The following is a 21,123-nucleotide window of genomic DNA, read 5'->3' on the forward strand; positions in this document are numbered from 1 at the left end:
GTGGGCCGCCGTCATGGGCCATCCTTGGCCCAGGACGGCTAACCCGGCGTCCTGCCGGGTTACCCACGGATTCAAGCCTGCGTTCGGCCAGCGTGTTTGACGGGGCGCCCAGGATCAAGATCAAAAGCCAGAGCAAAAGCAGAGCAAAAGCAGAGCAAAAGCAGACCGAAGTCCATCTGATATATGGAGATCCAAATGTGGGAGGGGGCTTGCCCCCGATAGCGCCGGGTCAGTAAAAAATAAGTGACTGACACTCCCTCATCGGGGGCAAGCCCCCTCCCACATTTTTTACCGAGTACACCAGACACAAAACCGGTCGGCTCTAAGGCCGCCGCGCTTTGGCTTCTGATCTCAAATCGCCCCGTCAAACACGCTGGCCGAACACAAGCGTTGGAGCGTAGCTAACCCGGCAGGCCGAAGTAATGGGTATGCACTCACCCCCCACTCATATTCATAAACCGCACCACCTGCACCTCCCCCGCCCCACTGAAATCATGCCGCAACGGCTTGCCCTTCAACCCCCTGTGCAACGCCTCAACCAACGGCCCATCCGCCAACGGATAGCGCCGTAACAAAGCGCGAAAATCCAGCGCATCCTCCTGCCCCAGGCACAACAGCAACTGCCCTTCCACCGTCATCCGTACCCGATTACAACTGCCACAAAAATTATGCGAATTAGGCGAAATAAACCCCACTCGGGTCCCCGGGTGCCCCGCCAATCGCACATACCGCGCAGGCCCTCCGCTGTTCTCGGTGCTATCGATCAGCCCATGCTCACGGGCAATTACCGCCCGTACTTCATCGCTGGGGCAGAACGTCTCCCCCCGCGACCGCCCCACGTCCCCCAGGGGCATTTCCTCGATAAAACTGATGTCGACACCCTGGTCAATGGCATACCGCACCAACGCCGGGACCTCGTCAAAATTGCGCCCCTTCATCACCACGCAGTTGAGCTTGACCCGCTCGAACCCCGCCTCCCGCGCGGTCTCGATACCATCCAGCACCTGGCGCAGATCACCGTTGCGGGTAATTGCGCGAAAGCGCTGCGTATCAAGGCTGTCGAGGCTGATGTTCATGCGCTTGACCCCCGCCTCCACCAACGGCCGCGCCAGTCGCGCCAACTGCGAGCCATTGCTGGTCATCACCAGTTCACGCAAGCCCGGCAGCGCCGCGATGTTGCGGCACAAGCCGACAATGCCCGGGCGAATCAGGGGTTCGCCCCCGGTCAGGCGGATCTTGCGCACGCCCTGCCCCACAAAAAGCGCGGCCAGGCGTTGCAGTTCTTCCAGGGTCAGCACCTGCTGGCGCGGCAGGAATGTCATATTTTTCGCCATGCAGTACACACAGCGAAAATCGCAACGGTCGGTCACCGACAAGCGCAGGTAATCGATCGAACGGCCCACCCCATCCACCAGGCTCATGTCACTGCACCAACGGTGAGTCGGCGCCCTGCAGCGCGATGCCACGGATGTCCGCTGCGCCGATCAGGGTTTGCAGGTACTGCACCAGTGCCTTATGCCACACCCCTTGCTGCAACTGGGTGCGAATCGCGACGGCCACCGCTTCATACGGCAGCGGCTGGCCTTCGATACGCTGGTCGACACTGATCACATGCCAGCCGTAACGGCTCTCCAGCGGCTTGGCGGCCAGGCCTGGGGCCAGGGTGAACAGCTGGCGCTCCAGCTCGGGCACGGTCTGGCCTTTGCTCACCTGGCCCAATGAACCGCCCTGGGCCTTGGACGGGCAAGCCGAGTATTTGAGCGCCAGTTCGGCAAATTGGCCGGGCTGTTCTTCCAGGCTCAGCAGCAGGACTTCGGCCTGGGTGCGCGCCAGGTGGCGCGCCTCGGCGTCGTCCGGCGCGCATTCGAGCAGGATGTGCCGCGCCGCCAGCAACGGCGCGCTGTGAAAGCGCCCACGGTTATTCTCGAAGTAGCGCACACAGGTCGCCTCGTCGCAGTCGGGCACCGTCACCTCACGCTCCAGCAGCAGGCGCGTGGCGGCTTCTTCTTCGTTCTCGCCGGCGGCGATCTCCACCGCCAGGCCCAGCTCGGCGATCCGCTGTTGCAACAGCTCGCGGATCACCAGCGCGCGGGCGGCCAGGTACACCGCTTCCTCGCGGCTGTCGGCCGGGTGGTACTGCAACTCCAGGGCCATGGCCTCGGGCGTGACCGCCACGCCGTTGACGCTGATGATCGGCCATTCCTGTTCACTGCTGGCGATCAACTCCGGCGCCTTGATCTCCTCGAAAGAAGCCTGGGCCACACCCTCGGCCACCACCGGTTCTTTGGCCGACGAGCCGCAACCACCGCTGCCGCCGTTACCGCCACCACATCCGCATCCTGTACTCATGACGTTCTCCTCAGTACTTCTGCCGCACGATTTGATAACGACGCCCCAGGTACCAGATCGGCGCGCTGACCATGTGCACCAAGCGGGTAAACGGGAACAGCACAAACAGGGTCAAGCCCAGCGCCACGTGGGCCTTGTAGATCAGCGACACCGGCGCAATCGACTCGGCCGCTTCCACCGGCCGCAACAGCACCACGTTCTGCGCCCAGTCGGCGAGCATCACCATCACCGAGCCGTCCATATGCCCGGTGGACGCGACGATGGTCAGCAAACCCAGCACCAGCTGCGCCAGCAACACCAGCAGGATCAGGATGTCCGACGGGCTCGAGGTAGCCCGCACGCGCGGGTCACCCAGGCGGCGCTTGACCAGCATCAGCAAGCCCACCAGGCACAGCAGGCCGAAGAAGCCACCCGAGACCATCGCCAGCAACTGCTTGTTCTCAGTGCTGATCACATGGTGGTAGACCGACGCCGGGGTCAGCAGGCCGACAAAATGCCCGGCCAGCACGAACAGCACGCCGATGTGGAAGAAGTTGCTCGCCACGCGCATGCCACGGTTGTTGAGCATCTGGCTGGAACCCGCCTTCCAGGTGTACTGCGACAGGTCGAACCGCGCCCAACTGCCCAACAGGCAGATCGCCAGGGCCACATAGGGGTACACCCCGAATACCAGCAAATTCCACTTAGACATTACCCACCTCCCCGGCGGGCGCTGCGGCCCGGCCTTCTTGCTGAAAATCCACCCAGTGCAACGGCACCGCGCTTTCTTCGCGGGCCTTGCCCGGAGCGCTCGGCATTGAACTGCAGCGGTCCTGCTGCTCGGCCTGCATAAAGTCCACCGCTTCCTCTTCCCAGATTTTGTCCAGGGCTTCGAGGGAGTCGTCGCGCGGCTCGGCGGCGACCTGGGCGCGCAGTTCGGCCACGGCCTGGTGCGGCTCGGCGCCGGCAATCTGCAACAGCGCACGGAAGCAACCGGCATAGCCGCTCTCACGCTCGTCCAGACGCGCAGCGAGCAAGGCCAACAGGTGCGCCACATCCGCCAGGCCCTCGCGGGCCTCGATGTCTTCGCGGGTGGACAGGAACTCCAGGTACAACGGGATGTAGTCCGGCAGCTCCTTGACGCCAATGGCGAAGCCGGCTTCTTCGTACTGGGCCATCATGTCGACCATGGCCTGGCCGCGGTCGCGGGACTCACCGTGCACGTGCTCAAACAACAACAGCGACAGCGAACGCCCCCGGCCAAACAGCGCGCCGTAGTGTTCCTGGCCGTCCATCAGGTCATTGGCACAGATCAGTTCCAGCAGCTCAAACAACGCACCGCGCTGCTTGGGGCTGATTTCCCGCGATTCAAGAATCGCCTGTTCCAGTTCGTCGCGGCCGTTCACCAAGGTTTCAGTGGGATAGTCCAGCAGCAACGAAATCACTTTAAGAATGCGCATGGCTCAGTCCTCCCAGATCTGGACGGTTTTCAGCACGTCACGGCGGTTGGCTTTCTTGGCGCCGAACATGTTGGTGTCGGAGCTGCCGCTGCAACCGCTGCCGAAGCTGAAACCACACCCGGAACGTTCGGCGAACGCGTCGCTCATGGCGTCTTCACGGTGGGCGCTCGGTACCACGAAGCGATCTTCGTAGTTGGCAATGGCCAGGTAGCGGTACATCTCTTCCACCTGTTCAACGCTCAGGCCGACGTCTTCGAGCACTTGCAGGTCCTGCACGCCATCGACTTGCTGGGAGCGTTTGTAGGCGCGCATCGCCAACAGGCGCTTGAGTGCACGCTTGACCGGTTTTTCATCGCCGGCGGTGAGCATATTCGCCAGGTAACGCAGCGGAATACGCAGGCTATCCACATCCGGGATCACCCCGTTCATGCCCACGGTGCCGGCAGCGGCGGCGTTCTGGATCGGTGACAGCGGCGGCACGTACCAGACCATCGGCAAGGTGCGGTATTCCGGGTGCAGCGGCAGCGCCAACTTCCAGTCGACGGCCATTTTGTACACCGGCGAACGCTGGGCCGAGTCGATCACCGACTGCGGCACGCCATCGGCCAGGGCCTGGCGAATCACCGCCGGGTCATTCGGGTCGAGGAAGATTTCCAGTTGCTTCTCGTACAGGTCCTGCTCGTTGGCGGTGCTTGCCACTTCGCTGATGCGGTCGGCGTCGTACAGCAGCACACCGAGATAGCGGATCCGACCCACGCAGGTTTCGGCGCACACGGTCGGCATACCGGCTTCAATACGCGGGTAGCAGAAGATGCACTTCTCGGACTTGCCGCTCTTCCAGTTGAAGTAGATTTTCTTGTACGGGCAGCCGCTGATGCACATGCGCCAGCCCCGGCACTTCTCCTGGTCGATCAGCACGATGCCGTCTTCTTCACGTTTGTAGATCGCACCGCTCGGGCACGATGCCGCACACGCCGGGTTGAGGCAGTGCTCACACAGGCGCGGCAGGTACATCATGAAGGTGTTTTCGTACTCGCCATAAATGTCGGCCTGGATCTGGTCGAAGTTCTTGTCCTTGCGGCGCTTGGCGAATTCGGTGCCGAGGATTTCCTCCCAGTTCGGGCCCCACTCGATCTTTTCCATGCGCTTGCCGGACACCAGCGAACGCGGGCGGGCGGTCGGCTGGTGCTCGCCCAATGGCGCGGTGTGCAAGTGCTGATAGTCGAAGTCGAACGGCTCGTAGTAGTCGTCCAGGCTTGGCAGGTCGGGGTTGGCGAAGATGTTCGCCAACACGCGGAACTTGCCGCCGATGCGTGGGTTGATCGAGCCGTTGGCGTTGCGCACCCAGCCGCCCTTCCACTTGTCCTGGTTCTCCCACTCCTTGGGATAGCCGATGCCAGGCTTGGACTCGACGTTGTTGAACCAGGCGTATTCCATGCCTTCACGGCTGGTCCACACGTTTTTGCAGGTGATGGAACAGGTGTGGCAGCCGATGCATTTGTCCAGGTTGAGGACCATGCCGATCTGTGAGCGAATTTTCATCTCAGTTCTCCTCGATGTCAGTCGGCAATGGGCGCGGCAAATCATCACCGCTGGAGCCATCGAGCCAGTCGACCTTGGCCATCTTGCGCACCACGACAAACTCATCGCGGTTGCAACCGACTGTGCCGTAGTAGTTGAAACCGTAGGCCTGCTGGGCATAGCCGCCGATCATGTGGGTCGGCTTGAGCACCACGCGGGTCACCGAGTTGTGGTGGCCGCCGCGGGTCTTGGTGGTTTCCGAACCCGGCACGTTCACGATGCGTTCCTGGGCGTGGTACATCATCACCATGCCTTCCTTGACGCGCTGGCTGACCACCGCACGGGCGGTCAATGCACCGTTGACGTTGAAGCATTCGATCCAGTCGTTGTCTTCGATGCCGGCGCGCTTGGCGTCGATTTCCGAGAGCCACACGATCGGTCCGCCACGGCTCAGGGTGAGCATCAGCAGGTTGTCGCTGTAGGTGCTGTGGATGCCCCATTTCTGGTGCGGGGTGATCCAGTTCAGCACGATCTCGGTCTCGCCATTGCTGCGCTTGCCCTTCACGCCTTCGATGGTGCGGGTGTTGACCGGTGGCCGGTAGCTCATCAGCTGCTCGCCGAACGCCTGCATCCACGGGTGATCCTGGTAGAACTGCTGGCGGCCGGTGATGGTGCGCCATGGGATGTTTTCATGGACGTTGGTGTAGCCGGCGTTGTAGCTCACGTGCTCGTCTTCCAGGCCTGACCAGGTCGGGCTGGAGATGATCTTGCGCGGCTGCGCCTGGATGTCGCGGAAGCGAATCGCTTCGTGGGCCTTGGAGATCGCCAGGTGGCTGTGGTCGATGCCGGTGAATTCCGACAGCGCGGCCCAGGCTTTCAAAGCGACCTTGCCGTTGGTTTCCGGGGCCAGGGACAGGATCACTTCGGCGGCGTCGATGGCCGTGTCGATTTTCGGCCGGCCGTGGCTGATGCCCGCATCGCTTTCGTGATGGTTCAGCTCGCCGAGGAACTCGACTTCTTCATCGGTGTTCCAGTTGATGCCCTTGCCGCCGTTGCCGAGTTTTTCCAGCATCGGGCCCAGCGACGAGAACTGCTTGTAGATGTTCGGGTAGTCGCGTTCCACCACCGCCATGTTCGGCGCGTTCTTGCCCGGAACCGGCGCCACACCGGCGCTTTTCCAGTCGGTGCCGCCAAACGGCTGGGCCAGTTCGCCGACGCTGTCGTGCATCAACGGTACGGTGACCAGGTCTTGCTCCACGCCCAGGTGGCCGACCGACATGGCCGAGAACGCCTTGGCGATGCCCTTGTAGATTTCCCAGTCGGAGCGCGACTCCCACGCCGGGTCGATGGCCGCCGACAACGGGTGAATGAACGGGTGCATGTCCGAGGTGTTCATGTCGTCTTTTTCGTACCAGGTGGCAGTCGGCAAGACGATGTCGGAGTACACGCAGGTTGAGGACATGCGGAAGTCCAGGGTGGTCACCAGATCAAGCTTGCCGATGGCGCCGTCCTCGACCCATTCGGCCTCGGTGGGCTTGCATTCGGTGCTGTGGCCGATGTCTTCGTTCATCACGCCGTTCTTGGTGCCCAACAGGTACTTGAGCATGTACTCATGGCCCTTGCCCGAGGAACCGAGCAGGTTGGAGCGCCAGATAAACATGTTGCGCGGGAAGTTCACCGGGCTGTCCGGCTGTTCGCAGGCGAAGCGCAGGCTGCCGTCCTGCCAGGACTTGACCACGTAGTCTTTCGGCGTCATGCCGGCGGCGGCCGCATCACGGCAAATGTGCAGCGGGTTGGTGTTGAGTTGCGGCGCACTCGGCAACCAGCCGGCGCGTTCGGCGCGGATGTTGTAGTCCAGGGCGTGTTCCGGGAACTGCGACTTGTCGGCCAGGGGCGAGAGCACGTCGTGCATGCTCATTTTCTCGTGGCGCCATTGCGAGCTGTGGCCGTAGAAGAAGCTGGTGCCGTTCATCTGGCGTGGCGGGCGGTTCCAGTCGAGGCCGAAGGCCAGGGGCAGCCAGCCGCATTGCGGGCGCAGTTTTTCCTGGCCGACGTAGTGGGCCCAGCCGCCGCCGGTCTGGCCGACGCAACCGCAGAGCATGAGCATATTGATCAGCCCGCGGTAGTTCATGTCCATGTGGTACCAGTGGTTCATCGCCGCGCCGACGATGATCATCGAACGGCCCTTGGTCTTGTCGGCGTTGTCGGCGAACTCACGGGCGATCTGGATGGCTTTCTCGCGGCTGACGCCGGTGATCGCTTCCTGCCACGCCGGGGTGCCCGGTACGCTGGCGTCGTCGTAGTCCTTGGCCACGTTCTGGCCGCCCAGGCCACGGTCGATGGCCAGGTTGGCGGCGGACAAGTCGAACACCGTCGCCACTTTGGCCACGCTGCCGTCGGCCAGGGTCACGCTGTGCACCGGCACGCGGCGGAACTGCACGGCATCGCCGGCCACGTGCTGGAAGTGCTCGTGGGCTTCGCCGGCAAAATACGGGAAGGCCACTTCGGCGACGTCGTCACCGATCAGGCTGAGTTTCAGGTCGATGGCGCGGCCTTCACCGCCCTCCTTCGCGAGGATGTTCCACTTGCCCTTCTCGCCCCAGCGGTAGCCGATGGACCCTTGTGGCGACACCAGTTCACCGCTCTCGTCGAGGGCGATGGTTTTCCATTCCGGGTTGTTGTCCTGGCCGAGGTTGCCGGTGAGGTCCGAGGCGCGCAGGAAGCGGTCAGGCTGGAAGCCGGCGCCGGGCGCGAACCCGGTCATCGGCTTGAGCATCACCAGCACCGGCAAGTCGGTAAAGCGCTTGGCGTAGTCGGTGAAGTAGGCGCTCGGTTTATCCAGGTGAAATTCCTTGAAGATCACATGGTTGAAGGCCTGGGCCAACGCGGCGTCGGTGCCCTGCTTGGGGTTGAGCCACAGGTCGGTGAGCTTGGCCACTTCCGAATAGTCCGGGGTGATGGCCACGGTCTTGGTGCCCTTGTAGCGCACCTCGGTGAAGAAGTGCGCATCCGGGGTACGGGTCTGCGGAACGTTGGAACCCCAGGCGATGATGTAGTTGGAGTTGTACCAGTCGGCCGATTCCGGCACGTCGGTCTGCTCGCCCCACACCATCGGCGAGGCCGGTGGCAGGTCGCAGTACCAATCGTAGAAGCTCAGGCACACGCCGCCGATCAGCGACAGGTAACGCGAACCCGCCGCGTAGCTGACCATGGACATGGCCGGGATCGGCGAGAAGCCGACGATGCGGTCCGGGCCGTATTGCTTGATGGTGTAGACGTTGGAGGCGGCGATGATCTCGTTGACCTCCTCCCAGTTCGAGCGAATGAAACCGCCCATGCCGCGCTTGCTCTTGTAGGAGTCGGCCTTGACCTTGTCCTCGACGATGCTCGCCCACGCCTCGACCGGCGACAGGGTCTGGCGCGCGTCACGCCACAGTTTGAGCAGCGGCTTGCGGATCTTCGGGTATTTGAGGCGGTTGGCGCTGTAGATGTACCAGCTGTAACTGGCACCCCGTGGGCAGCCGCGCGGCTCATGGTTGGGCAGGTCGTTGCGGGTGCGCGGGTAGTCGGTCTGCTGGGTTTCCCAGGTGATCAGGCCGTTCTTCACGTAGATCTTCCACGAGCACGAGCCGGTGCAGTTCACGCCGTGGGTGGAGCGCACGATCTTGTCGTACTGCCAGCGCGAACGGTAGACGTTTTCCCAGTCGCGGGACTCCTTGCGGGTCTCGCCGTGACCGTCGGAGAATTCGTTTTGCTTGCGGTTGAAGAACCGCAGTTGATCCAATAAGTGACTCATGATGCTTTCCTCATCAGGCGTGCCGTGGGGTGCGTTGCCCCGCGAATTCGTGGTCGATCAGCAGGGTGTGGCGCAGCCTTTGCGGGCGTACCACCACCAGGTCACGACGATGCAGCTCAGGTAGAAACCGACAAACATGTAGAAGGCCATCGCCGGGCTGCCGGTGGCGGCCATGGACGTGCCGAAGGACTTGGGAATGAAGAACGCACCGAAGGCGCCCATGGCCGAACTGAAGCCCAGCACGGCGGCGGATTCCTTGCCGGCATCCTTGATCGCCTGCTCGCGCTCGGCGGCGGATTTACCGGCACTGGCCTTCTCGTGCTGGGTGCGGAAGATCACCGGGATCATGCGGAAGGTGGAGCCGTTGCCGACGCCGGTGGTGATGAACAGCAGCATGAACATGCCGAGGAAGCCGTAGAAGCTGCCGCCCTGCCCGTTCACCGGCAAAAAGTGCAGCACGCCGAACACCATCACGATCATCAGCACGAAGTTCCACAAGGTCACCCGTGCACCGCCCATTTTGTCCGCCAGCCAGCCGCCGAGTGGGCGCACCAGGGCACCGACCAGTGGGCCGAGGAAGGCGAATTTTAGTGCCACCACGTCGGGGAACGAGGTCTTGATCAGCAGCGGGAACGCCGCCGAAAAGCCGATGAATGAGCCGAAGGTCGCCAGGTACAACCAGCACATCAGCCAGTTGTGCTTGCGCTTGAAGATCACCGCCTGCTCGCTGAACGAAGCGCGGGCGCTGGACAGGTCATTCATGCCGAACCAGGCCGCCACGGTGACGGTGAGGATAAACGGCACCCAGATAAAACCGGCGTTCTGCAGCCACAGTTGACTGCCATCCGGCAAGGTTTGCGGTTGACCGCCCACCAGGCCGAACACGCCGAACGTGATCACCAGCGGCACGCAGAACTGCATCACCGACACCCCCAGGTTGCCGAGGCCGGCGTTCAGGCCCAGGGCCGTGCCTTGCTGCGACTTGGGATAGAAGAAGCTGATGTTGGACATGCTCGAGGCGAAGTTGCCGCCGCCGAAACCGCACAGCAGCGCGATCAGTACAAACACGCTGTAGGGGGTGTTGGGGTCTTGCACCGCAAAGCCCATCCACAGCGACGGCAGCAGCAGCGACGCGGTGCTCAGGGCGGTCCAGCGGCGGCCGCCGAAGATCGGCACCATGAACGAGTAGAACACCCGCAAGGTGGCGCCGGACAAGCCCGGCAACGCTGCCAGCCAGAACAGCTGGTCGGTGGTGAACGTAAAGCCGATGGCGTTCAGGCGCACGATCACCGTGCTCCACACCATCCACACGGCGAAGGCCAGCAACAGCGCAGGGATCGAGATCCACAGGTTGCGGGTCGCGGTCTTCTTGCCGCTGGCGCCCCAGAACGCAGGGTCTTCAGGGCGCCAGTCGTGGATCACCGGCCCCGAGCCGGGCTTTTGCGCGATGGACATGTTCATTCTCCTTGGAGAGGTTGGGCGGTTTTGCCCAACAGCGGTTGCTTGCGCATTTCGCCGAAGTACATCCAGGTCAGGGACACCCAGACCACGCCGTACATCAACATGAAGCAGGACGAGCGCACGCCGGTGAGGTCCACCAGGGCGCCAAACAGGATCGGCAGCACAAAGCCGCCCAGGCCACCGGCCAGGCCGACGATGCCGGACACCGCGCCCATGTTCTGTGGGTAGTCATTGGCGATGTACTTGAACACCGAGGCCTTGCCGAACGCGAAGGCGATGCCCATCACGAACAGCAGCACGGTGAACAGGGTGGCGTTGAGGCCGATGTGGAAATCCAGGGGACCGTTGACGGTCTGCACCTGCAATTGGGTCTGCGGGTAGCTGAGCAGGAACAGGCAGATCCAGCTCACCCACAGCACCCACCAGGTCACGCTCTGGGCGCCCCAGCGGTCGGACATCCAGCCGCCCACCGCACGCAGCACGCCGCCCGGCAGGGAGAAACACGCGGCCAGCAGCGCGGCGCTTTGCAGGCTGAAGCCGTATTCCTGCACGTAGTACTTGGTCATCCACAGCGCCAGGGCCACATAGCCGCCGAACACAATCGAGTAGTACTGGCAGTAGCGCCACACGGCCGGGTCTTTCAGGCACAGCAACTGCTGGCGCAGGGTGGCGCCGCCGGCACTGCGGTGCGCCTTGTTCTCGCTGGTAAGGAACCAGAACAGCAGCGCGGTGATAAACAGGATCGCGCCGAACACCTTGGGCACCAGGTGCCAGGTGCCGAGGGCGATCAGCGCCGGGGCCAGAAACTTGGTGACAGCGGCGCCCGCGTTGCCGGCGCCGAACACGCCCATGGCAAAGCCCTGGTTCTCTTTGTCGAACCACTTGGCGACGTAGGCGATGCCCACCGAAAACGAACCGCCGGCCAGGCCGACGAACAGGCCCAGCACCAGGAACTGCCAATAGGCAGTGGCGTAGGTGATCAGGTACAGCGGCAGCACACAGGCGAGCATCAACAGGAAGAACACGATGCGCCCGCCGAAGCGATCAGTCAGCAGGCCCAGGGGCAAGCGCACCAGGGAACCGGTCAACACCGGCGTGGCGGCCAACAGGCCGAACTGGGTTTCGTTGAGTTGCAACAGCTCTTTGATGGGTACGCCCAACACGGCGAACATCATCCACACCATAAAGCAGACGGTGAAGGCCAGGGTGCTCATGCCCAGCACCAGGCCCTGTCTCATACGGGGTTGAGTCACGGTATGCGCTCCAGAAAGTGATTTCATGGGCGCAGGTTAGGGGCGGCACCCCCGTGGAACTTGACCCAGATCAACGTCCGCCTGGGGGGTATGGGGCTATGCTGGCCCCACATACCTCTAAGGAGGTAGTCCCAATAACAAGAGAAAGTCTTTATTTATCAATGGATTGGTCTCTTGTGCCGGTATTTTCCCGTGGGAGGGTTGGCCGGCAATTCTTTAGAGGTAGTGCGCCAGGGATTGCGGTTTTTCAGCCCTTTTCCCTTTGCAGGTTCCGCCATGCAGGCTTCCAACCCCCTTCACTTACGCCACCATGTTTAACTGGCTGCGCAGCTCCCTGCCCGCTCGCGCCGGGCTGGCGGTGATCCTGATCGCCATCCTCGCCCTCGCCAGTTCCTTGAGCGCCGGCTTGATCGCCTGGTTCAGCCAGGGCGACGCGGCCGCCATCAACACCGCCGGTTCGGTGCGCATGGAGACCTACCACCTCAGCTGGAAACTTGCCGCCGGAGCCCCCGCCGACGAGATCGACACCATCATCCAGAGCCTGCAAGGGCGCCTCGACAGCCAATCGCTCAAGGCGGTGCTCGAAGACGGCCCGCGCAGCGCCCTGCTCCAGAGCTACCAACAGATCCAGCAGCGCTGGAACGATGACCTGCACCCGGCCCTGGCACGCGGCGATGCGGTGCTGTTCCAGGCCAGCGCGCCGGGTTTTGTCGATCAACTCAACCAGTTCGTCAGCCTGTTGCAGCAACAGAGCGAACAGAAACAAGGCTGGCAGCAGGGTATCCAGGGGCTGGCACTGTTCAGCACGCTGATCATCCTGCTGATCGGCCTGTATGAATTGCAGTACGGCGTGGTCAACCCCCTGGAAGAACTGGTGCACGCGACCCGGCGCTTTCGTGACGGCGACTTCAAGACCCGGGTCAACCACCGCTCCGAAGACGAGTTGGGGCAACTGGCACTGAGCTTCAACGCCATGGCCGAGACCATTGAACAATCCCACAGCACCCTGGAGAGCCAGGTGCGGCAGAAAACCCTCAACCTGCAACAAGCCAACGCCGCCCTCGAACTGCTCTACCAGAGCAGCCGCAGCCTGGCCACGCGCCTGGCGAATGCCGAGGGCCTGGATGAATTGATCCGGCGCTTCCAGAAACGCCTGCCGGGGCTGCGCCTGTCGCTGTGCCTGCAAGGGCACTTTCTCGCGCCGGCCCAGCAGATGCTCTCGCTGCATGGTGGGGATAGCCGCAACGTCTGCGCCATCGGTGATTGCGCGACGTGCCAGAAACACAAAGTGGCGCTCCCGCAGGTGTTCAGCATCAGCAACCAGGGCTCGGAACTGGGCGAACTCAAGGCCCACTTCGACGATGGTCATCCCCCCCAGGATTGGGAAAAACAACTGATCCAGGCCCTGGCCAACCTGATCGGCACCTCGCTGTCGCTCAAGCGCCAGCGTGAACAGGACCACCGCCTGCTGCTGCTCGACGAACGCACCATCATCGCCCGCGAACTGCACGACTCCCTGGCCCAGGCGCTGTCGTACATGAAGCTGCAAGTCAGCCGCATGCAAACCCTGATCCGCCGTGGCGAACCGGTGGAGACCCTGGCCACCGTCACGGCCGAACTGCGCGAGGGGCTGAACAACGCCTACCGCCAACTGCGCGAATTGCTCACCACGTTCCGCCTGCAAATCCACGATGCCGGGCTGGTGCACGAACTGCAGGACACCGCCGAGGAATTCTCGCGGCGTGGCGAATTCCAGGTGCACCTGCATGTGGACGCCCTGGCCTTCCAGCTGTCGGCCAGTGAACAGATCCACATGTTGCAAATCACCCGCGAGGCGCTGTCCAACTGCCTGCGCCATGCCCATGCGCAAAACGCCTGGCTGCAACTGCGCCAAGAGGGCGAGACCGTGAGCCTGAGCATCGAAGACGACGGCCGTGGCTTTTGCGAAGAGGTCGACAGACGTGAACACCACGGCCTGACCATCATGGACGAGCGCGCCCGCAGCCTGCACGGCCACCTCGACATCAGCCCCCGCGAGCCCCAAGGCACGCGGGTGCAACTGCGCTTTCACCCGGAGTTTCTCGGGCAACCCCTACAAGGCACCCACGCATGAACACAGCCACTCGCCACCGTATCCTGCTGGTCGACGACCACCCGATGATGCGCCACGGCATGCGCCAGATGCTTGAACTGGAAGACGACCTGCACGTGGTCGGCGAAGCCGGCAACGGCCAGGAAGCCCTGGACCAGATCGACGCGCTGCAACCGGACCTGGTGCTGCTGGACAACAACATGCCGCACATGAACGGCCTCGAAACCCTGCGCCGCCTGCGGGCCATGAACTATGGCGGCAAGGTGTTGCTGTTTACCGTGTCCGACGCTGAAGACGATATTCGTGATGCGTTGCGGCTGGATGCCAATGGCTATCTGCTCAAGGACATGGAGCCGGAACTGGTAGTGACGTACATCCGTGATGCGTTGCATGGCGCGCTGGTGATCAGCCCCGGGTTGACGCGGGTGCTGGCCCAGGCGCTGCGCTCGCCGCAACCCCATGCGGCGGTGGAGTTGACCGAGCGGGAACGGCAGGTGCTGAGGACGATTGCCAGCGGGTACAGCAACAAGGTGATCGGGCATAAGTTGGGGATTACCGAGGGGACGGTGAAGGTGCATGTGAAGAATTTGCTGCATAAGCTGGGGTTGCGGTCGCGGGTGGAGGCGGCGGTTTGGGCGATGGAGCATTTGCGGCAGGCGGGGTGAATTTGTTTGTGTACATATCCGTTGCTGCGGTAAAGGTTGATATTGGTTCCGCCCTTACGGCGGGTCACTTTGGAAAAGAGCCCCAAAGTAACCAAAGGGCTCTTGCCCCAACACTCGGCACCTCGCTTAGGCTCGGTGTGCCCTCACTCCGGCTTGAATCCGTGGGCCGCCGTCATGGGCCATCCCTGGCCCAGGACGGCTAACCCGGCGTCCTGCCGGGTTACCCACGGATTCAAGCCTGCGTTCGGCCAGCGTGTTTGACGGGGCGCCCAGGATCAAGATCAAAAGCCAGAGCAAAAGCAGAGCAAAAGCAGAGCAAAAGCAGAGCAAAAGCAGAGCAAAAGCAGAGCAAAAGCAGAGCAAAAGCAGACCGAGGCCCATCTGATATATGGAGATCCAAATGTGGGAGGGGGCTTGCCCCCGATAGCGCCGGGTCAGTTAAAAAATAAGTGACTGACACTACCTCATCGGGGGCAAGCCCCCTCTCACATTTTTCACACAAACCCCGCAAGAGGTACCCCCACAGAGGCATATCAACCCCGCGCCAAGCCCCCTACGCTACCCCATTGCGGAGGCCCAAACATGCTCACCCATCCCCACATCGTCCTGACCCTGCGTCGCCATCACCTGTTCAGCCAGCTCCCGGAAAAAACCTTCCAGGACGTCTGCACCCTGGCCAATCTCAAGCGCCTGCCCGGCCATGCGCCCTTGATGCATCAGGGCGACGCGGCTGAGCGTTTTTTCCTGCTGGTCAGCGGCCAGATCAAGTTGCATCGGGTCACGGGTGAAGGCCAGGAACACCTGGTGGAAGTCATCCAGCCCGGCCAGACCTTTGCCGAAGCGCTGCTGTTCACCCAGGCCAAGGCCTATCCGGTGAGCGCCACCGCGCTCAAAGACAGCGTGCTGGTCAGCATCGAAGGCCAGCACTACCGCCGGGCCCTGGAAGACCAGCCGAAAATTTGCCTGGCAATCCTCGCCAGCATGAGCATCCACCTGCACCAACGCCTCAAGGACATCGACACCCTGACCCTGGCCAACGCCAGCCGCCGGGTGATCAACTTCCTGTTCCAGGAGCGCGATGCGCTGAGTGGCGAGGTGGTGCTGCAAGTGCCCAAGCGCCTGGTGGCGTCGAAGCTGGGGATCCAGCCGGAGACCTTTTCAAGGATCCTGCACCGGCTGGTGGAAGGCGGGTTGATCGAGGTGCAGCGGCGCACCATTCGGATCGTGTGCGAAGAACAGTTGATGGGTTACCAGGCTGGTTGATTCAGTGCCCCCGATGGCGTCGGGTCAGTTAGCAAATAAGTGACTGACACGCCCTCATCGGGGGCAAGCCCCCTCCCATATTTTTGACCGAGTCCGGCCCAAACAAACCGATCAAACCACCACCCCCCGCCCCGCCCGCTCCAAGTTCCGCCACAACCAAGGCGGCAACACATCCGGGTCCAAACTGTCGATCAAATTCTTCAACCCCAACCCCAACTCCGTATCCCCCTCAATCACCAACCGGCGCCGAAAGAACAACGTATCCGGATCTTCCTGCCGGCTGGCGAGCAACAAGAACTCCCGCCAGTTGCCACTGATGCTTACCTGCGCCTCGGCCTTTTGCGCAATCCGCAACCCGTCCCGCGCCAAGGTCAGGTACCAGCACAACCCCAGGTCAGGAATACGCAAACACATCCAACGCCCACGCAGCAGGTCAAACCCACCGTCGCGCAGGGGCTCGGCCAGGCAGCGGTTGAGGGCTTGCTGCAAGGCCAGGCGCTGCACGCCAAACGGCACGCGGCGGATCAACGGCAACAACCGGTCGGCCCCCTTGAGCAGCCATTGTTTACGACTCAACACAGCCCCACCTCCTCAACCCGCAACATACCCGCCTGGCCGTGCCAGTAGCCGTTGCAGCCATCGACATACAGCGGCGGCGTGGCGCCCTGGCGCACGTGGTCGAAGGCGCGCACCACCTCGACCATGCCTTCGGCCCGGGGGCTCAGGCGCAACAGGTTCGCACCACAGGACACCAGGCCGGGGTAATCGGCCAGCAGGTTGGTAACGTCGGCCGACATGGTCTGAATGCCATTCAAGGTGAACAACGCCTGCCCTTCCTGGCTGGTCAGCGCCATGCCGTCGGGGTAGTTGATGCAGCAGAACTGGCAGTCGTCCTTGGGGCGGTTCTCTGCACGGGCGGTGAAGCAACGCGCCGAGTAGGCCAGGGGCAAATGGCCGTAGGCGAATATCTCCACTTCGGGCAATGGCCGGCCCAATTCGCGCACCTGTTCCAGCACGTCGCCGATCAGGCCCTGGGAGCATTCCACCGGCGGCACCCAGCGTTGCATGCCCGCGTCGAGCAGTTGCACCAGCGCGTGACCGTTGTAGAGGTTGAGCGCCGGGCCGCCGACAAAGGGCAGTTTGCGCTCGATCAGCATCTGCACCGCGCCCATGTCGTTGGCCTCCACCAGCAACTCGCCGTTGTCACACAGGCGGCGCAGGCTCGAGAGTTCGGAGGCGGCTTCGATCAAGGTCAGGCTCGACAACACGATCTGCGCCGAGCTGTAGGTTTGCAGTTCCCGGCCCAGACCCAACCAATGATCCAGGGAGAACGCGCGGCGTTTGGCGCACACGGTTTCGCCCAGGTAAATCACGTCCAGAGGCAAGCCGGCCATGTCCGAGTAGAAGCGCCCCAGGTGTTCCTTATCCCAATAAAACAGCACCGGTCCCAGGCTGAGTTTCATCTGTGTCTCCTCACTGCCATGCACGATGGTAGGCGCCGAGTGTGGTCTGGCTGCCTTCGGATAACCCGGCCAGCACCTGGCGCCATTGGTCCTTGACCACAAAGCTGGCCGGTGCGCTGCGGTGGGCGTCGAGCGCGGCGCGCCAGACCCGGGTGACTTGTTCCACATACGCCGGGCTGCGTTGCCGGCCTTCAATCTTGACCGCTTCGACACCGATGGCGCTGAGCTCCGGCACCAGGTCGAGGGTGTCGAGGCTGGTGGGTTCTTCAAGGGCATGGAAGCGCTTGCCGCCGACCAGGAAGCGGCCCTTGCACAGGGTCGGGTAGCCGGCGGGTTCGTCGGGCGTGTAGCGGTCGATCAGCACGTCGCTCAGGCGCGCGCTCAAGCCCTCGGCATCTTCGCTCCAGCGCACCGCCTTGGCCGGCGAGCACACGCCGCACAGGTTGGGCGACTCGCCGGTGATGTAGGAAGACAAGTGGCAACGCCCCTCGGCCATGATGCACAGGCTGCCAAAACCGAACACTTCGATGGGCACCGGGCTGCTCGCCGCCACCTGTTTGACCTGGGCCAGGGACAGCACACGGGGCAATACCGCGCGGCGAATGCCGTAGCGCTCGGCATAGAACTTCAGCGCCGCCGCGTGGGTGGCCGATCCCTGTACCGACAGGTGCAACGCCATGTGCGGATGCTGGCGACTGGCGTAGTCGAGCACGCCGGGGTCGGCGGCGATCAGGGCGTCCACGCCGTGGTCCGCCGCGCGGTCGACGGCGCGTTGCCAGCGTGCCCAGATCTTCGGTTGCGGGTAAGTATTGACCGCCACGTACAGCTTGCGCTGGTGCTGGCGAATAAAGGCGACGGCACCGTCGAACTGTTTGTCGTCCATGTTCAACCCGGCGAAATGCCGGGCATTGGTGTCATCGCGAAAACCGACATACACCGCATCGGCGCCTTGGCGCACGGCGGCTTTGAGCGCAGGCAGGTTGCCTGCCGGGCAGACCAGTTGCATGGGGGTTCCTCAGAGAAATTCAGCGAAAGACACAAACGGCACCGGTTCATCCTTGAGCACCTGATGCTCACGCTCGACGATCACCAGGCCATCGGCCCAACAGGCGGCGGTCAGCATCGCCGAGCTTTGCTGGGGGTGCAGCACGGCGCGCAGTTGCCCGTCTTCGCAGGGGCTCAGGCGTGCGCGCAGGTACTGGCGGCGCTTATTGGGTTTGAGCCATTCAAACGCGGCCGGCACCAGGATCGGCACCGGCAGCACCCGCTCCATACCTTGGGCGCGCAGCAGGAACGGACGCACCACCACCAACGCGGTGATCAGCGCCGCCGACGGGTTACCGGGCAGGCCCAGCCACGGTTTGCCCGCCACTTCGCCAAACGCCAGGGGCTTGCCGGGCTGAATCGCCAGCCGCCAGAAGTCCACGCGGCCGAGTTCTTCGATGGCCTGCTTGAGATGGTCCTCCTCCCCCACCGACACACCCGCAGAGGTCAGCAACAGGTCGCACTCGGATGAGGCCAGGGCCAGCGCATCACGGCTGGCGGCCAGTTCATCCGCCATCACGCCGTAGTCGTGCACGTCCACGCCCCAGCCACGCAATAACGCGGCCAGGGCATAGCGGTTGCTGTTGTAGATCTGCCCCGGCACCAGCGCCTCACCCGGATCACGCAGCTCGTTGCCGCTGCTGAGCAGGCACACCCGCAGCGGGCGATAGACTTTCAACCGAGGGATGCCGGCCGAGGCGAGCAAGCCGATGTCCTGGGCGCGCAGGCGCTTGCCGACGGCAATCAGGGTCTGCCCGCGCTGCAGCTCTTCACCCTGCTTGCGCACATGTTCGCCGAGACGTACCGGCGGGCACCAGATGCGCTGGCCGTACAGGCGGCAACGCTCCTGGGGCACCACCGTGTCAGCACCCGGCGGTAGCGGCGCACCGGTAAAGATGCGCACGGCCTGCCCGGCCTGCACGCTCACCTTGCTGTGCTGCCCCGCCGCAATGCGCCCGGCGAGCATCAGGTAGCCGCCTTCGGCCGGCACGTCCTCGGCGCGCAGGGCGTAGCCGTCCATGGCGCTGTTGTCGAAACCGGGCAAATCCAGAGGTGAGAACAACTCTTCAGCGACCACTCGCCCCAGCGCCTGCTCCAGGCCAATCACCTGGGTGCTCGGCGGTGGCGGCGCCTGGGCCAGCAGCGTGGCGATGGCCTCGTCCACCGGCATCAGGTGGCCGCTGTCACACACCGAGGCACTCATGAACGCGACTCGCAGGCTTGCAGGATTTGCTCGGGCTGGGGCTTGAGGTGCGGCACGAAATTGCACGGGCCGGTGCGGCTGTCCAACTGCCCCGCCAGGATCTGGTCCCAGCCTGTGCGACACGCGCCCGGCGAGCCCGGCATGCAGCACACCAGCACGCCGTTGCTGATGCCGGCCAACGCGCGGGACTGCAAGGTAGAGGTGCCGATCTCGACCAGGGACACCTGGCGGAACAGCTCACCGAAGCCTTCGACATGTTTGTCCAGCAACGGCAGCACCGCCTGGGGCGTGTTGTCACGGGCAGTGAAACCGGTGCCACCGGTCATCAGCACCACTTGCACCTCGGGGTCGGCGATCCACAGCGAGACTTGCGCACGAATCTGGTAGACGTCGTCGATCACCAGGCCACGGTCGATGAGCACATGCCCGGCACTTTCGAGGCGGTCCACCAGGGTCTGGCCGGAGGTGTCGGTGTCGAGGGTACGGGTGTCACTGATGGTCAGCACGGCGATGTTCAGGGGCACGAAAGTGCGTTGTTTCAAATGGGCCATGATCAAGGCTCCAGGCGTGAAGAAAGTTGCCGTCAGCCTGCGCCGCAACGGGCGCAGGGCCTATTCCTCCAAGGAGGTATCTCGTTCAGGGGGCCAGGCGCGTGCGCTGCCACGTGCCGGCATGCAGGCGGTAGTCGAGACGGTCATGCAGACGGTCGGGCCGGCCCTGCCAGAACTCGATGCGCTGCGGTTGCAGGCGGTAGCCGCCCCAATGCTCGGGCCGCGGCGGTTGCTGCCCGGCGAAACGCTCGGTGACGTCACGCAGGCGGCTTTCCAACTCGCTGCGATGGCTAAGGGGCTGGCTTTGCGGCGATGCCCAGGCACCCAATTGACTGGCAGCCGGACGCGCATCGAAATAATCGTCCGACAACTGCGCCTCCGCCCGCACCACCGGGCCTTCGATACGCACCTGACGCTCCAGCCCCGGCCAGAAAAACGTCATGGCCGCATGAGGGTTGCTCGCCAACTCCTCGCCCTTGGCACTCTGGTAATGCCCGAAAAAGAAAAAGCCCTCGGCACTGAAACCCTTGAGCAGCAGGATGCGGCAATGCGCATGGCCCTGGCTGTCCACGGTGGCCAGCGCCATGCTATTGGCCTCCGCCGGAGGCACCTCGGTTTTACGCGCCTGATCCAGCCACAGGCCGAACAGCACCAAGGGATCGTCCTGCACCAAGTCATCACGCAGGCCATAAAGGGTGTAGTTGCGGCGCAATTGCGCAAGAGACAGGGGCATGACACGGTCCTCCAGAAAGTTCGCCACAGTGTGGGAACTACCGCGCCGTTATCCCTTGACCACGATCAACATTCGCCCGTGGCATGACGCCGCATGTGATTGCTTGAGGTGTGGGGGGCTACACAACGGATCGCGTTGCTGTTGCTGTTGCTGTTGCTATGGCTCTGGCTCTGGCTTTTGATCTTGATCTCAGGCGCCCCGTCAAACACGCTGGCCGAACGCAGGCTTTGGAGCGTGGGTAACCCGGCAGGACGCCGGGTTAGCCGCGCTGGGCCAAGGATGGCCCATC

Annotated in this window: 17 protein-coding genes; 3 read left to right on the forward strand and 14 right to left on the reverse strand. The window is 63.2% G+C overall.

What is annotated here, in order from left to right; genetic code table 11:
- Positions 1-434 precede the first annotated feature (434 nt).
- The 8 genes from moaA to M2397_RS30030 are packed head-to-tail and all read right to left on the reverse strand — an operon-like array spanning position 435 to position 11,804.
- On the reverse strand, positions 435-1,421 hold the full coding sequence (moaA, locus tag M2397_RS29995; protein WP_259245015.1) for a GTP 3',8-cyclase MoaA: 987 nt from the start codon (positions 1,419-1,421) through the stop codon (positions 435-437).
- A 1-nt stretch (position 1,422) separates the two neighbouring features.
- Positions 1,423-2,349 carry a peptidylprolyl isomerase gene (locus M2397_RS30000; protein ID WP_259245016.1) on the reverse strand — a complete coding sequence of 309 codons (927 nt, stop codon included), beginning with the start codon at positions 2,347-2,349 and terminating at the stop codon, positions 1,423-1,425.
- 10 nt (positions 2,350-2,359) lie between these two features.
- Positions 2,360-3,040 carry a respiratory nitrate reductase subunit gamma gene (narI, locus tag M2397_RS30005; protein WP_131699965.1) on the reverse strand — a complete coding sequence of 227 codons (681 nt, stop codon included), beginning with the start codon at positions 3,038-3,040 and terminating at the stop codon, positions 2,360-2,362.
- Positions 3,033-3,788, reverse strand: coding sequence for a nitrate reductase molybdenum cofactor assembly chaperone (gene narJ / locus M2397_RS30010; protein WP_259245017.1), 756 nt, complete (start codon positions 3,786-3,788; stop codon positions 3,033-3,035). Before narJ ends, narI begins: the two co-directional genes overlap by 8 nt.
- Before the next feature lie 3 nt (positions 3,789-3,791).
- Positions 3,792-5,330, reverse strand: coding sequence for a nitrate reductase subunit beta (gene narH, locus M2397_RS30015; RefSeq protein ID WP_027607174.1), 1,539 nt, complete (start codon positions 5,328-5,330; stop codon positions 3,792-3,794).
- A gap of 1 nt (position 5,331) precedes the next feature.
- On the reverse strand, positions 5,332-9,105 hold the full coding sequence (locus M2397_RS30020) for a nitrate reductase subunit alpha (protein WP_090403144.1): 3,774 nt from the start codon (positions 9,103-9,105) through the stop codon (positions 5,332-5,334).
- A gap of 57 nt (positions 9,106-9,162) precedes the next feature.
- The gene (locus M2397_RS30025; protein WP_145338838.1) at positions 9,163-10,560 is read right to left on the reverse strand and encodes a NarK family nitrate/nitrite MFS transporter; all 1,398 of its coding nucleotides are present in this window, start codon (positions 10,558-10,560) and stop codon (positions 9,163-9,165) included.
- Between the two features lie 2 nt (positions 10,561-10,562).
- The gene (locus M2397_RS30030; RefSeq protein WP_205885947.1) at positions 10,563-11,804 is read right to left on the reverse strand and encodes a nitrate/nitrite transporter; all 1,242 of its coding nucleotides are present in this window, start codon (positions 11,802-11,804) and stop codon (positions 10,563-10,565) included.
- Between the two features lie 325 nt (positions 11,805-12,129).
- Between M2397_RS30030 and M2397_RS30035 the strand changes: the two genes are divergently transcribed.
- From M2397_RS30035 to M2397_RS30045, 3 genes are all read left to right on the forward strand, one after another.
- On the forward strand, positions 12,130-13,932 hold the full coding sequence (locus M2397_RS30035) for a HAMP domain-containing protein (protein WP_259245018.1): 1,803 nt from the start codon (positions 12,130-12,132) through the stop codon (positions 13,930-13,932).
- Entirely contained in the window at positions 13,929-14,576 is a 648-nt protein-coding gene (gene narL / locus M2397_RS30040) for a two-component system response regulator NarL (RefSeq protein WP_145338841.1), read from the forward strand. The genes M2397_RS30035 and narL overlap by 4 nt, the downstream gene beginning before the upstream one ends.
- Before the next feature lie 582 nt (positions 14,577-15,158).
- Positions 15,159-15,839: a Crp/Fnr family transcriptional regulator gene (locus M2397_RS30045; protein ID WP_131699959.1), complete on the forward strand. Its 681-nt coding sequence runs from the start codon at positions 15,159-15,161 to the stop codon at positions 15,837-15,839.
- 111 nt (positions 15,840-15,950) lie between these two features.
- On the opposite strand, the gene M2397_RS30050 is transcribed toward M2397_RS30045, so the two are convergent.
- The 6 genes from M2397_RS30050 to pdxH form a co-directional block, all read right to left on the reverse strand.
- Positions 15,951-16,418, reverse strand: coding sequence for an SCP2 domain-containing protein (locus M2397_RS30050; RefSeq protein ID WP_131699958.1), 468 nt, complete (start codon positions 16,416-16,418; stop codon positions 15,951-15,953).
- Positions 16,412-17,302, reverse strand: coding sequence for a U32 family peptidase (locus M2397_RS30055; RefSeq protein ID WP_167657062.1), 891 nt, complete (start codon positions 17,300-17,302; stop codon positions 16,412-16,414). Before M2397_RS30055 ends, M2397_RS30050 begins: the two co-directional genes overlap by 7 nt.
- A gap of 10 nt (positions 17,303-17,312) precedes the next feature.
- Positions 17,313-18,308 carry a peptidase U32 family protein gene (locus M2397_RS30060; RefSeq protein ID WP_131699956.1) on the reverse strand — a complete coding sequence of 332 codons (996 nt, stop codon included), beginning with the start codon at positions 18,306-18,308 and terminating at the stop codon, positions 17,313-17,315.
- Positions 18,309-18,317: 9 nt separating this feature from the next.
- The gene (glp, locus tag M2397_RS30065) at positions 18,318-19,550 is read right to left on the reverse strand and encodes a gephyrin-like molybdotransferase Glp (protein ID WP_259245019.1); all 1,233 of its coding nucleotides are present in this window, start codon (positions 19,548-19,550) and stop codon (positions 18,318-18,320) included.
- Complete coding sequence (moaB, locus tag M2397_RS30070) at positions 19,547-20,101, reverse strand: molybdenum cofactor biosynthesis protein B (protein WP_259245021.1); 555 nt, start codon at positions 20,099-20,101, stop codon at positions 19,547-19,549. Before moaB ends, glp begins: the two co-directional genes overlap by 4 nt.
- A gap of 85 nt (positions 20,102-20,186) precedes the next feature.
- On the reverse strand, positions 20,187-20,834 hold the full coding sequence (pdxH, locus tag M2397_RS30075; protein WP_259245022.1) for a pyridoxamine 5'-phosphate oxidase: 648 nt from the start codon (positions 20,832-20,834) through the stop codon (positions 20,187-20,189).
- Positions 20,835-21,123 lie beyond the last annotated feature (289 nt).

Source organism: Pseudomonas sp. BIGb0381, from assembly GCF_024809815.1.
In the GTDB taxonomy this organism is placed as follows: domain Bacteria; phylum Pseudomonadota; class Gammaproteobacteria; order Pseudomonadales; family Pseudomonadaceae; genus Aquipseudomonas.